At 35.4% G+C, this 13,019-nt stretch carries 11 protein-coding genes; 6 read left to right on the top strand and 5 right to left on the bottom strand.

All coding sequences use genetic code 11. The features are described 5' to 3' along the window. Nucleotides 1–29: 29 nt before the first annotated feature. The 4 genes from paaA to P0Y62_15880 all read right to left on the bottom strand — a co-directional run bounded on the left by paaA (nt 30) and on the right by P0Y62_15880 (nt 4,298). Nucleotides 30–968 (bottom strand): 1,2-phenylacetyl-CoA epoxidase subunit A, encoded by a 939-nt coding sequence (gene paaA, locus P0Y62_15895; GenBank protein WEK69319.1) that lies wholly within the window; start codon nt 966–968, stop codon nt 30–32. Nucleotides 969–1,083: 115 nt separating this feature from the next. Further along, nucleotides 1,084–2,169, bottom strand: coding sequence for an FAD-binding oxidoreductase (locus tag P0Y62_15890; GenBank protein WEK69318.1), 1,086 nt, complete (start codon nt 2,167–2,169; stop codon nt 1,084–1,086). Next, nucleotides 2,170–3,486 (bottom strand): AMP-binding protein, encoded by a 1,317-nt coding sequence (locus P0Y62_15885; protein ID WEK69317.1) that lies wholly within the window; start codon nt 3,484–3,486, stop codon nt 2,170–2,172. It abuts the gene before it with no gap. Nucleotides 3,487–3,719: 233 nt separating this feature from the next. Continuing rightward, nucleotides 3,720–4,298, bottom strand: coding sequence for a TetR/AcrR family transcriptional regulator (locus P0Y62_15880; GenBank protein WEK69316.1), 579 nt, complete (start codon nt 4,296–4,298; stop codon nt 3,720–3,722). A 559-nt stretch (nt 4,299–4,857) separates the two neighbouring features. Here P0Y62_15880 and clpB point away from each other — a divergent pair. From clpB to P0Y62_15850, 6 genes are all read left to right on the top strand, one after another. Then, a complete protein-coding gene (gene clpB / locus P0Y62_15875) occupies nt 4,858–7,452 on the top strand; it encodes an ATP-dependent chaperone ClpB (protein ID WEK69315.1) in 2,595 nt (864 codons plus the stop codon). A gap of 209 nt (nt 7,453–7,661) precedes the next feature. After that, nucleotides 7,662–8,207 carry a hypothetical protein gene (locus P0Y62_15870; GenBank protein WEK69314.1) on the top strand — a complete coding sequence of 182 codons (546 nt, stop codon included), beginning with the start codon at nt 7,662–7,664 and terminating at the stop codon, nt 8,205–8,207. 29 nt (nt 8,208–8,236) lie between these two features. Beyond that, a complete protein-coding gene (locus P0Y62_15865; protein WEK69313.1) occupies nt 8,237–8,884 on the top strand; it encodes a hypothetical protein in 648 nt (215 codons plus the stop codon). Nucleotides 8,885–8,931: 47 nt separating this feature from the next. After that, the gene (locus tag P0Y62_15860; GenBank protein ID WEK69312.1) at nt 8,932–9,579 is read left to right on the top strand and encodes a hypothetical protein; all 648 of its coding nucleotides are present in this window, start codon (nt 8,932–8,934) and stop codon (nt 9,577–9,579) included. 47 nt (nt 9,580–9,626) lie between these two features. Further along, nucleotides 9,627–10,340 (top strand): histidine kinase, encoded by a 714-nt coding sequence (locus P0Y62_15855; GenBank protein ID WEK69311.1) that lies wholly within the window; start codon nt 9,627–9,629, stop codon nt 10,338–10,340. Beyond that, the gene (locus tag P0Y62_15850) at nt 10,337–10,981 is read left to right on the top strand and encodes a response regulator transcription factor (GenBank protein ID WEK69310.1); all 645 of its coding nucleotides are present in this window, start codon (nt 10,337–10,339) and stop codon (nt 10,979–10,981) included. The genes P0Y62_15855 and P0Y62_15850 overlap by 4 nt, the downstream gene beginning before the upstream one ends. A gap of 120 nt (nt 10,982–11,101) precedes the next feature. Here the strand turns inward: P0Y62_15850 and P0Y62_15845 are convergent, their stop codons facing one another. Continuing rightward, a complete protein-coding gene (locus tag P0Y62_15845) occupies nt 11,102–12,967 on the bottom strand; it encodes a M1 family metallopeptidase (GenBank protein WEK69309.1) in 1,866 nt (621 codons plus the stop codon). Between the last annotated feature and the right edge of the window lie 52 nt (nt 12,968–13,019).

Genomic DNA, 13,019 nt, shown 5'->3' with positions numbered 1-13,019 from the left:
CATTTTTACATTGGTATATTGTTACATTATTATATTACTTCTTTTTGTTGTTTTTCCGCGAAAGCTGCCGCGGCTTCTTTTACCCAAGAGTTCTCTCTCTGAGCTTTTCTTTTGGTTTCGATACGCTTTTTATTGGCAGGACCGTTTCCTTTTAAAATTTCCATGAATTCATCCCAAGGAAGTTCTCCGAAATCATAATGCTGTCTTTCTTCATTCCATTTAAGGTCTTTATCCGGAATCGTTAATCCTAAGAATTCAGCCTGAGCAACCGTAACATCGATGAATCTCTGACGAAGACTGTCGTTACTTTCTCTTTTTACCCTATAATTCATAGAGATTTTAGAGTTTGGCGAACTGTCGTCATTTGGACCAAACATCATTAAAGCCGGCCACCAGAAACGGTTTAACGAAGCCTGAGCCATTTCTTTCTGCTGTTTTGTACCACGGCAAAGTGCCATCAAAATCTCGTATCCTTGTCTTTGATGAAAAGATTCTTCTTTACAGATTTTTACCATCGCTCTTGAGTAAGGACCATAAGAATTCCCCATCAACATCACCTGGTTCATGATTGCAGCACCATCAACTAACCATCCAATGGCACCAATATCTGCCCAGCTCAGCGTCGGATAATTGAAAATACTTGAATATTTCGCTTTTCCTTCCAACATATCTTCATACGTCGCGTCTCTATCTGCTCTGATACTTCCGTCTCCTAGAGTTTCAGTTGCAGAATAAAGATATAAACCGTGACCTGCCTCATCCTGAACTTTAGCCAAAAGAGCCATTTTTCTTCTTAATGAAGGTGCTCTGGAAATCCAGTTGGCTTCCGGCAACATTCCGACAATCTCAGAATGGGCGTGCTGTGAAATCTGACGAACCAATAGTTTTCTGTAATCATCCGGCATTACATCTTTTGGTTCTACTTTATTTTCGTCGTGTACGTATTGTACAAATTTTTCTAAATCCATAATCTTTTAATTTAGCAATGTATCAGTTTAGCAATGTTCCAATTTGAGATGCTTCGACAAGCTCAGCATGACAGTGATTGTTACACTGGTAAATTGTTAGATTGTTACATTAATTTTAAACATCATAATTAAGCATCACCACATTCGTTGTCGGGTGACATTGGCAGGTAAGAACGTAACCTCTGGCTACTTCTTCTTCGGTAAGCGCGTAGTTTTTCTCCATGAAAACTTCTCCCTCTAAAACTTCGGCCTTACACGTACAGCACACTCCTCCTTTACATGCAAAAGGCACAGGAAGATTGTCTTTCAATGCTTTATCTAAGATACTCTCTTTTTTTGAATTCAAGTGAAACGAATATTCATCATCATCGATGATTACGGTTACCATACTTTCAATATTGGCGATGGCTTTGAATTCATCACTCATTTCCTCCGTATTTTCTTCATCCGGAGCGGTGAAATATTCAAATAAGACCTGAATAGCCGGTACTTTTTTATCTTTCTTTAAATAATCTGCAATCCCTTTGATCATTTCTGAAGGCCCGCAAATAAAATAAGTAGATTCTTTTACATCGATATCGGCATACCTTTCAAATAAAAGCTCCAGTTTTTCAGGAGAAATTCTTCCTTCGAAAATCGGGTCTTCATGCTGCTCACGACTTACTAGATAAACCACTTTCAACCTTCCGTTAAACTGTTCAACCAGCTTATCGATTTCAGTCTTTTTCATCACGTGATTCATGCTTCTGTTGCTGTAGAACAAGTACGCATTTGAATTCGGCTCCTGGTAAAGACTTTCCTTGATGTTTGACAATACCGGAGAAATTCCGCTTCCTGCTGCCAAACCTACATAAGTTTTTACGTTCGTCGGATGATAAGAAGTGTTGAAACCACCCATCGGAGGCATTACTTCAAGAACTTCATCCATATGAAGATGCTCATTGAAATAACCGGAAACTTTTCCGCCTTCCAACAATTTTACCAATACTTCCAGCGTGTTGCTTCTTTCGCTCGGAGCATTGCAGATAGAATAAGAACGTCGTTCCTCATTTCCGTCGATCATCATTCGGAAATTAAGATACTGCCCCTGCTTGAACCTGAATTTATCTTTCAGCTCCTCAGGAATTTCAACGGCTACATTTACTGCATCGCTGGTATCTTTCTGAACTTTTACCGTTTTAAGTTTATAAAATGAATTCATTTATTTTTTAAGTATTCTGTTAATTTTTCCACCTTCGCATTTCGGAAGACTATCCTGGGCATGGATTTTCACTTTTGTGGTAATTCCTACCCGTTTTTTTATCTCGTTTTCTATGCTTTTTCCAAAGTTTCCGACAAAAATAGCATAATCATCGGTATTTTGATTTAAATTTTTAGAAGCGACCAAATCATCATCAATTTCAACATCAATATCCAAAGCAACGCACATTTGTTCTTTTTCAATCGGTGTTAAATAGTAATTCGGAACAACACCTTCCACATGAGAGAATGCTTCTTCAATCTGACTTGGATATACATTTACTCCTCTTACAATCAGCATATCATCGGCTCTTCCAAGAATAGGTTTCATTTTCACCATTGATCTTTTTCCGTTTTCGTCGTAATAAAGACTCGTGATATCATTTGTCCAATACCGTAAAAGCGGCATTGCTTTTTTCGTTAAAGTAGTGATTACCAAAACACCTTCTTCTCCAAAAGGAACCGGTTCTTTTGTAATCGGATCCAAAATTTCAGGATAAAAATGATCTTCCCAAATATAAGAACCACCTTTTTCCTCAAAATCTTCCATTGAAACTCCGGGACCGATAATTTCACTTAACCCATAAATATTGGTCGCATGAACACCTAATCTCTCCTCAATATGATGTCTTATAATTTCTGTCCATGGTTCTGAGCCTAAAACAGCATATTTCAAACTGATTTCATCCGCAGAAATCCCACGATTGGCAAATTCATCAGCGATTGTTAAAGCATAAGAAGGCGAACAGCAAATCACTTCAGGTTTAAAGTCCATAATTAAATCTACCTGTCTCGCTGTCATTCCCCCGGAAATCGGAAGAACGCTCATTCCTAATTTTTCAGCTCCGTAATGCAATCCCAATCCGCCCGTGAAAATTCCGTAACCGTAAGCATTGTGCAACTGCATTCCCGGTTTTGCTCCCGCCGCGCTCAAAGATCTCGCCACAACTTCGCTGAATAAATCAATGTCTTCTTTTGTATATCCCACCACCGTCGGCTTTCCCGTTGTCCCGCTCGAACAGTGAATTCTCTGCAGTTCATTTTTCGGAACGGTAAATAATCCGAACGGATAATTATCCCTCAAATCCTGTTTGTAAGTAATCGGAAGTTTCGTAATATCTTCAATCGACCTGACATCTTGTGGAGACATTCCTGCTTCATTAAATTTTCTTTTATAAAATTCCGACTTCTCCCCAAGATAGCCTACCAATTTCGTCAATCGCTCAGATTGAAGCTCTCTTAATTGGTCGAGCTTTAAATATTCAACTGAAAAATCCATACCTTAAACTAACTAACATTTGTTAGGTAAAATTAAAAAGATTTTGGAAGTTGGCAAAGAATTTTATGACTTTTATCATATTTTGAATGATTCTAAATAATTGAGACTAAGGTTGAGGTTGAGCTTAAGGCAGATTCTATACTAATTTTTTCATTCGCAGCGAAACGAATTGGAACTTGAAATCTCCAATAATAAGCTGAGATTCTTCCTTCGTCAGAATGACAGGGAAATACTTACTTTTTCTGGTTTCCTAACAACCCAAAAAGAATTTTATCCCGAATTTCATCGGTAATTTCAGTGCCGGATTCGATATTTCTTTTGAACCAGAAATAAGAATTATTTAAAGTATGAAGAATAAAACGTGTCGTAAAGGCCGGAGATTTAAGTTCCCAATTTTCAGCCTGATAAATTTCAGAAATCAAGTTTTCAACTTCCTGCTGATAATTTTTTCTTAATTCTACAAATTCGGGAAGACGTTCTTCCAGATGCTTCCATTCATTAGAATAAATATGAGTAACATCACGGTTTTTCAGAACAACCGATAAGTGTTTATCTATGAATAAATTAAGTTTATCTTTTGGAGAAACATCAGTGCTCTTCACATGCTGAAGTTCGTCGAAAAATTCCTGAGCAATCCCAAAACAGATCCATTCCAGAATTTCTTCTTTTGAACGGATGTGTGCATATAAAGAAGCTGCTTTAATGTTGAGCTTTGTCGCTAAATCTCTTACAGAACTTCCCATATAGCCCTTCTCTTTGAAAAGTTCTACAGCAACATCTAATATTTTCCTTTGTTTTTCTTTTAACTCCATCTGTAAAACGCAAAAGTAATTATTTTGATTTTAATATTTGATTTTGAGAGGATGATTTTTAGGTTGATTATAACACATAATCACAAAGTCTTATTTTAAATTGGATAATATTTTTGTTCACAATAAGGTTTCAATCAGCGACGAAAGTTATGTTTGTCATTCTGACTAAGGAAGAATCTGTAAGATTAACAGGAGACTCATCATTCACTTCGTCCTATTCGGAATGACGAGTAAGATTAAAAAAACAAATGATTTTGTTTAAATCTGACGGTTTTTCCATAACTTTTTATTCAAATCAATAGAATCGGAAAATTTGTCTTTTTCATACAAAATAAAAATATAAAATTCGGAAAATTTGTCCATTATTTTTAAAAATTCAATAATTGAACAGTTTTTGAGATACAGTAACCGAATTAAATGATTAAGTAAGATTGAGGACATCAGAAATTAGAAAATCTGATAAAAAATTTAACATTGATTTGACTCTTATGGTCTGAAATCTGATGTCTAAAATCTGAAAAATAAAAACTAAAAATTAAAGAATCAAAAATATATAAATATGAACTTAAACCAATATACAGTAAAATCACAAGAAGCCATCCAGGCCGCACAACAAGTAGCTATGGAATTTGGCAATCAGCAGATTGAACCTCAACATTTACTGGAAGGAATTTTCCAGGTAGATGAAAATATATCGCCTTTCTTACTGAAAAAATCTGAAGCAGATGCTGCTTTGGTAAGAGAGCGCAACCGTGAAAATTTGGAAAAGCTTCCAAAAGTACAGGGAGGAAATATTTATCTTTCACAATCGGCAAACAAAGTTTTGCTTGATGCGCCCAACATTGCAAAAAAAATGGGCGATGAATATGTAACGATCGAGCATTTATGGCTTTCTCTTTTGGAAACAAATTCAGAAGTTTCGAAAATGCTGAAAGATATGGGCGTTACCAAAAACCTTTTGGAGGGCGGAATTAAAGAATTAAGAAAAGGAAGCAAGGCAACTTCTGCAAGTTCAGAGGAAACTTATCAGTCTTTAAATAAATATGCTAAAAACTTCAACGAATTAGCAGCAGAAGGAAAATTAGATCCGGTAATCGGACGTGATGAAGAGATCAGGAGAGTGTTACAGATTCTTTCCAGAAGAACGAAAAACAATCCGATTCTGATTGGTGAACCCGGTGTTGGTAAAACCGCAATCGCTGAAGGAATTGCCCACAGAATTATCAGCGGAGACGTTCCTGAAAACCTGATGGATAAAACATTGTATTCATTGGATATGGGTGCTTTGATTGCCGGTGCAAAATATAAAGGTGAGTTTGAAGAGCGTTTGAAATCGGTAGTGAATGAAGTTATTAAATCTGACGGACAAATCATTCTTTTCATTGACGAAATTCACACTTTGGTGGGAGCCGGAGGCGGTGAAGGTGCAATGGATGCTGCAAATATCTTGAAACCAGCTTTGGCAAGAGGAGAATTAAGAGCCATCGGTGCAACGACTTTGAATGAATATCAAAAATATTTTGAAAAAGATAAAGCGTTGGAAAGACGTTTCCAGAAAGTAATGGTGGAAGAACCGGATACGGAATCAGCCATTTCTATTCTTCGTGGAATTAAAGATAAATATGAAGCGCACCACAAAGTAAGAATCAAAGATGAAGCGATTATTGCCGCAGTGGAAATGTCTCAACGATATATTTCAGACCGATTTTTACCGGATAAAGCGATCGATTTGATTGATGAAGCTTCTGCGAAATTAAGAATGGAGATCAATTCAAAACCTGAAGAACTGGATGTTTTAGACAGAAGATTAATGCAGTTGGAAATTGAATTGGCAGCGATTTCAAGAGAAGGAAATCAGACCAAAATTGACCATTTGAAAGAAGATATCGCAAAAATTTCCGAGCAGAGAAATGAGATCAATGCAAAATGGCTAAAAGAGAAACAGAAATCTGAGGATTTAACTCAGATTAAAAAAGATATAGAATCTTTGAAACTGGAGGCAGAAAGAGCTTCAAGAGCCGGAGATTATGCAAAAGTAGCGGAAATCCAATACGGAAAACTTCGTGAAAAAGAGGAAGAGCTTTCCAAATTAGAAATAGAGATGCAAAATCATCAGAATGAACTGATTAAGGAAGAAGTAACTTCTGAAAATATTTCTGAAGTGATTGCCAAATGGACAGGAATTCCTGTTACCAAACTCCTTCAATCCGAAAGAGAAAAACTGTTACATCTTGAAGCGGAACTTCACCACAGAGTTGTAGGACAGGATGAAGCCATTCAGGCGGTTGCAGATGCCATCAGAAGAAACAGAGCGGGATTAAGCGATGACAAAAAGCCAATCGGTTCGTTCTTATTCTTAGGAACCACCGGAGTCGGAAAAACAGAGCTAGCAAAAGCTTTGGCAGAGTTCTTATTCGACGATGAGAACAATATGACGAGAATTGATATGAGTGAATATCAGGAACGTCATTCGGTTTCGAGATTGGTAGGTGCGCCTCCAGGATATGTGGGTTATGATGAAGGTGGACAATTAACAGAAGCCGTGAGAAGAAGACCTTATTCTGTGGTGCTTTTAGATGAAATTGAAAAAGCGCATCCTGATGTTTTCAACACGTTGTTACAGGTTTTGGATGATGGAAGATTGACGGATAACAAAGGCAGAGTGGTTAATTTCAAAAATTCGATTATCATTATGACTTCGAATTTAGGTTCACATATCATTCAGGAGAATTTTGAAAATATTACTGAGGAAAATCAGGATGAAATCGTCGATAAGACAAAAGATGAAGTCTTTGATTTATTGAAACAGACATTGCGTCCCGAATTCTTAAACAGAATTGATGAGGTGGTATTGTTCCAGCCTTTGAGAAAAAAAGAAATCGGAAAAATTGTAACCTATCAGTTGAGAGGATTCAATGATATGCTGGCAAAACGAAATATCATTATGACGGCAACACAAGACGCCGTGGATTATCTGATGAATAAAGGATACGATCCTGCTTTTGGAGCAAGACCGTTGAAGAGAGTGATCCAACAGGAAGTATTAAACAAATTATCAAGAGAAATTCTTGCAGGAACCGTGAATGACGGAGACAGAATTACTTTGGATTATTTCGAGGAAACAGGTTTGGTTTTCAGACCTACTGAGCAGTAAGTAGTTTTTTTCATATATTATTTTTGTAGTAAGTGCCGTAGATTTTAAGTCTGCGGCACTTATTTTTTTAATTTAACCTTATAAATTTTCTTTATAATTTACAATCCGTAAAAATCCCATAAATAATCAGGAAAAAAACGTGTCGTATTAACGTAATTTTTTTTGAAATTTGCAGTACCAACTAACATTCCACTTATAAACTTCGCTTTATGAAAACAAAACCTAACCTAAACATTGAGACACCTGAGTTGAACTCTGTACCAAACACAATGAGTTGCGAATTTATTCAGACTTTGATCAACAATTACAGAAACAATCATTTGGCATTTGTAAGAGACAGATTGGGAATTGATGATGCACATTCCATTCATTTTGATTTAGATACCTTAAAGAAATTTATCTCTGATATTGAAAATGAAACCCGAAAAAATGCTCCCAATATAACAGATCAGGATTTGGGCATCAGATTTTATTACGCAGCTTATCCGAAAAAAGAAGATTGGGATATCATGAAAGAATCTTCAATTGGGCCAGAATATGCTGAAAGGCATACTTTGGTTATGGTTCCGACAATGATAGCTGATGACGGAGAAGGAAATAAACTACCGTATGATTTCAACCCACTAAGCACAACAGGAGAAGGCGAATTACTGGTTATGGCGTCTGTAAGAAATTCGAGATTAGAGGGCGATATTATTTGCCAGAATCACGGAGTATTAAATCCGCCAAATAATAGTAAAGTAGAAACTTTTTAAAAATACACTAAAAAACAATATAAGACTCAATGACTGAACTGGAAATGATTTTGCAAAACTCTCTAATATGGGTAGAAGGTCTTGCGGCCTTAGTTTCAATATTATATTATCCTAAAATTAAAAATCAATATTGGAAATATTTCTCATATTATTTGATATTAATGTTTCTTTGTGAAGTTATGGGTAAATGGGGCGAATATTTCATTGACTATAGCAAACAGAATTTTTACAATTATTTTGTAATTCCTGTTGAATTTATCTTCTTTTTTTGGATCTATGCAGCAAAATCTTTTGCAAAACCTAAATTATTCTATATAATTTCGGCATTATATTTACTTTCTTTGGTATTTGGTGAAGTAGTATCTACCAAGAAAATAATTATGTCATTCAGCTACACCTTTGGTTGTCTGATTCTTATGGGATTAGTGGTAATGGAATATTATAAACAGATTAATTCATCAAATATTCTGAATTTCAATAAAAACCCGATGTTTTATATTAATCTAGGGGTCACTCTGTTTTATATTGGAACAATGCCATTTTGGACATTTTTTGCCTACATAAAAGATTATAGAGATATCTATCACGTTTATTTTGCTTACTTTTTGATTTCAGGAATTATTATGTATTTGTTATTCGCTAGTTCATTTATATGGGGAAAAAAAAATTACTCCTAAGAAAGCAAGTGAAAACTTTATCTCTTTTTTAACTATTAAACTCCAATATGACGGAATTTCAGGAATTTGCTCAAAATAGCATGGTTTGGTCTGAAGGACTCGCAGCACTCATCGCTCTTTTTCATTACAACCGTTTAAAAGAACAATATTGGATTTTTTTTGTGTTTTACTTGGTATTTATTTTTCTGGGGGAAGCGTATGGCAAATGGGGTGATTTTACTCATTTTACCAAAGCACAGTATTTTAATTATTTAATGATGCCGGTACAGTTTATATTCTTTTACTGGTTATACGCAGCAAAGTCTTTAGGAAAGCCTAAACTATTTTGGATATTAACTATTTTATATTTACTCTCATTCATTCCAAATGAATTATACTTTTCTAGAGGTAAAATAGTATTTGCATTCAACTATACACTTGGCTGTTTTATGTTAATGCTTTTAGTGATTATGGAGTTTCATAAGCAAATTACCTCACAGGATATTCTTAATTTTAATAAAAATAAAATGTTTTATATTAACCTTGGAATTACTTTGTGTTATATAGGAACACTCCCTTTTATGGCCTTTATGTCATTTTTGGTAAAATATGAGGAAATTTGGAATATTTATTTTAATTACTTTCTGGTGTCGGGTATTATTACATATATTTTATTTGCAAGTTCATTCATATGGGGAAAACAGAATTATTCTTAACGATTATTTTATTTAATCTCTTTTTTGTATTCTTTATAGTAGCAGTTATGATATATATCAGAAAATATAAGCAGCGGAAAAAAGAGTATTTAAATGAGATTGAAATCAATAACGAAATTCATCAGAAAGAACTTCTTGCTACCCAGCTGGAAATTCAACAGGCAACCATGCAGCAAATCGGAAGAGAGCTGCATGACAATATTGGACAAAAGCTTACCTTGGTAAGCCTTTACACACAGCAAATGTTGTATGAGAATAAAGTTCCGGAAGCTAATGAAAGGATTGAGCAGGTTTCACAAATCATCAACCAGTCTCTTCAGGATCTTCGGAGTCTGTCAAAAACACTGACGGATGACAACATCAATCAGAAGGAAATTGTAACTTTGATACAGGAAGAAGTAGATAATACCAACTCATTTAAAAAATGTCACATCACTTTTGAGCATAATTTTGACCAGCTGGATCTAAGCTTCGTCCATAAAAATGTACTGCTCAGAATTACTCAGGAATTTATTCAGAACAGTATCAAACATGCTCAATGTAAGAATATTTATATTCAGTTAAATACCTCTGAAGATTTCCTTTGGGAGCTGGAAATTAAGGATGACGGAATAGGCTTTGATCATTCAAAAACTCTTAGCAAAGGTATTGGTCTCACCAATATGAAAAATAGGGCTAAAATCATTAATGCTGATTTCATTATAGAAAGTGAAAAAAACAAGGGAACACAGGTTAAAATAACTTTAAAAAGACACTCATGAAAAAGACAATAGTAATTGTAGATGACCACGTGCTTATTGCAAAAGCTTTGGAAGGAATTATTGATAATTTCAACGATTTTAAAGTTATTTATGTAGCAGAAAACGGAAAAGATCTTATTCAAAAGTTTGAAGAAAAAAATCCTATTCCCGACATCATTCTTTTAGATATCAGTATGCCGATTATGGATGGTTTTGAAACGGTATTGTGGCTTCAGGAAAATCATCCCGGCATCAAAGTAATGGCTCTCAGTATGCAGGGCGATGATAAGAGTGTGATAAAAATGGTGAAAAATGGTGCAAAAGGCTATTTACTAAAAAACACTCATCCAAAAGATCTTGAAGAAGCTTTGACAAGACTTAATAAGGACGGCTATTTTTATCCGGAATGGGCTTCAAAAATCATTCTTTCTAATCTCAATAGTCATCATGATTCTGATGCGAATATAAAGATCTCCGATAGAGAAAAAGAATTTTTAAAATATACCGTAACTGAACTCAGTTACAAAGAAATCGCCGAAAAAATGTGCTGCAGTCCGAGAACAGTAGAAAGTTACCGCGACCAGCTCTGCGAAAAGCTGGATCTGAAAACCAGAGTAGGACTCGCTATCTATGCTATCAAAAATGGTTTTGCAGAATCTTAATGTATACACAAACACATTCAATTATATATTTAACTCAAGAAAGCCTTTCTCCAAAATAAGAGAAAGGCTTTTTATTTACTTTTTTATGAAGACTTTAAACTAAAAATCCTCAGGATTTTTTTATAAATTCTTTGAATTGTTTTCTGGTGTATAATCCATAAAAAGACCTCCGTCTAAGTGTATCGATTTTACTTTTTTCTTTATAGGAATCGTAAGAACCGTCTTTTTCTGATCTTTTTCCCAAACAGAAGGAGAAAAGTGAAGGCTTTCTGACGCTCCATCTTCATAATTAATTTTAGCATCAAAAGGTATGGCAAAACCGCCCACATTATCTACACTCACAGAAAGCAGATTATTTTGCTGTGCTGTAGTTCCCACTTTTAAATCTATATAATTGTTGGTATAGAACCAGTTATTAAAAAACCAGTTCAGATTTTTACCGGAACCTGTATTCATCGAGTTAAAATAATCCCATGGAATCGGATGTTTTCCATTCCAGTTGTCCATATAATGATGAAGTGCTTTTTTAAATAAATCATCTCCCAAATAATCTTTCAAAGCCAGATAAGACAAGGAAGCTTTTACATAAGAATTGTTTCCGTAACCAGCTCCGCTTACCTGTGTACTCATCGTAATAATAGGCTGATCTTCTTCCGAGGAAGGGTCATTGATCCATCTTTTTACACGGAAATTTTTGTAAAATTCCTGTGCTGCAGCTTCGCCGTTTTCGTCAATCCCGATCAGATATTCCAAAGTGGTTGCCCAACCTTCATCCATATAGGCATAACGCGTTTCATTGATTCCCATGTAAAAAGGGAAATAGGTATGTGCAATTTCATGATCTGCTGTTAATCTCGCATCCTGAAGATCATCGGGAATACTTGTATCATTAATCATCATAGGATATTCCATGTCTGCATATCCCTGAATAGCGGTCATTGCATTATAAGGATATTCCACACCCGGCCAGTTTTTTGAGAACCAATCCAGATTATATCTCATCCAGTCTACATAATGCTCAAAATCTTTAGCTCCGCTTTTATATCCTGCCTGAACGCTCACTCGTTTTGTTTTCAGCTGCACACTTGCTGCATCCCAGTTATAGTGTTTACTCAAGGCAAAACAAAAGTCTGTGATATGATTGGCTTTAAATTTCCATACATTCCACTTATTCTGTTTGGTTACTTTTCCAGCCTTCATTTCCTGTTCACCCGCAATATTTACTACCTTATCGCTTTTTAAAGAAGCTTTATATTTTTTAAGGTATTCCGGCTGAAGAACAGCTTCAGGATTCAGGAAATCTCCTGTTGCCCATACTACATAATTCTTGGGAGCCGTAATCGCAAAAGAATAGTCATTAAAGTCGTTATAAAATTCCTGTCTGTCCGAATGCGGAAGCATATCCCATCCATTGTAATCGTCATATACGGAAACTCTAGGGAAAGAATAGGCTACATAAAATGTTTCAGGATCAATCTGTCCTTCTCTTCCACTCTGAACAGAGAGAGGGTACTCCCACTCTATTTTTATCTCTGCTTTTGACTTCGACTTTAAAACAGAATTCAGTTTCACTTTTTCTACTGTTCCCCAATCATCGCTGTTAATATCATAGTTTTGGCCATTTATAATAAATGATTTGATTTTCAAACCTGATGATAGAAAGTCTTTGGAAACGAATCCTGATCTCGGCGACTGGGGTTTGTGTAAGTTATTTACAAATCTTATTGCCAATTCATTAAGATCATTCGGACTGTTATTGCTGTAAACAATGGTTTCTTTTCCGGAAACAATTTTCGTTGCGCCATCTACTTTTACCTCAACATTATAAATCCCTTTATTCTGCCAATAGTTTTTTCCTGGTGCTCCCGACATATTTCTGGTTCCGTTCTCATACGCCTTTTTGATGTTTCTCGGCATATAAAGTTCCTGAGCAGACAGCTGCTGCAAGGTAACGATCATTAATAGCCCCGAAAGAAACTGTTTCATATCTCCAATTTATTATTTATGCCAAAATTAAGGAAAATGTGGCAGAGAAAAC

The sequence above is a fragment of the Candidatus Chryseobacterium colombiense genome (assembly GCA_029203185.1).
In the GTDB taxonomy this organism is placed as follows: Bacteria; Bacteroidota; Bacteroidia; order Flavobacteriales; family Weeksellaceae; genus Chryseobacterium; species Chryseobacterium colombiense.
This window is presented reverse-complemented; position numbering and strand designations above follow the sequence as displayed.

Excerpts from the sequence above, each read along its gene's own strand:
- paaA (WEK69319.1), bottom strand. The coding sequence starts at position 968 with ATGGATTTAGAAAAATTTGTACAATACGTACACGACGAAAATAAAGTA.
- P0Y62_15890 (WEK69318.1), bottom strand. The coding sequence starts at position 2,169 with ATGAATTCATTTTATAAACTTAAAACGGTAAAAGTTCAGAAAGATACC.
- P0Y62_15885 (WEK69317.1), bottom strand. The coding sequence starts at position 3,486 with ATGGATTTTTCAGTTGAATATTTAAAGCTCGACCAATTAAGAGAGCTT.
- P0Y62_15880 (WEK69316.1), bottom strand. The coding sequence starts at position 4,298 with ATGGAGTTAAAAGAAAAACAAAGGAAAATATTAGATGTTGCTGTAGAA.
- clpB (WEK69315.1), top strand. The coding sequence starts at position 4,858 with ATGAACTTAAACCAATATACAGTAAAATCACAAGAAGCCATCCAGGCC.
- P0Y62_15870 (WEK69314.1), top strand. The coding sequence starts at position 7,662 with ATGAAAACAAAACCTAACCTAAACATTGAGACACCTGAGTTGAACTCT.
- P0Y62_15865 (WEK69313.1), top strand. The coding sequence starts at position 8,237 with ATGACTGAACTGGAAATGATTTTGCAAAACTCTCTAATATGGGTAGAA.
- P0Y62_15860 (WEK69312.1), top strand. The coding sequence starts at position 8,932 with ATGACGGAATTTCAGGAATTTGCTCAAAATAGCATGGTTTGGTCTGAA.
- P0Y62_15855 (WEK69311.1), top strand. The coding sequence starts at position 9,627 with ATGATATATATCAGAAAATATAAGCAGCGGAAAAAAGAGTATTTAAAT.
- P0Y62_15850 (WEK69310.1), top strand. The coding sequence starts at position 10,337 with ATGAAAAAGACAATAGTAATTGTAGATGACCACGTGCTTATTGCAAAA.
- P0Y62_15845 (WEK69309.1), bottom strand. The coding sequence starts at position 12,967 with ATGAAACAGTTTCTTTCGGGGCTATTAATGATCGTTACCTTGCAGCAG.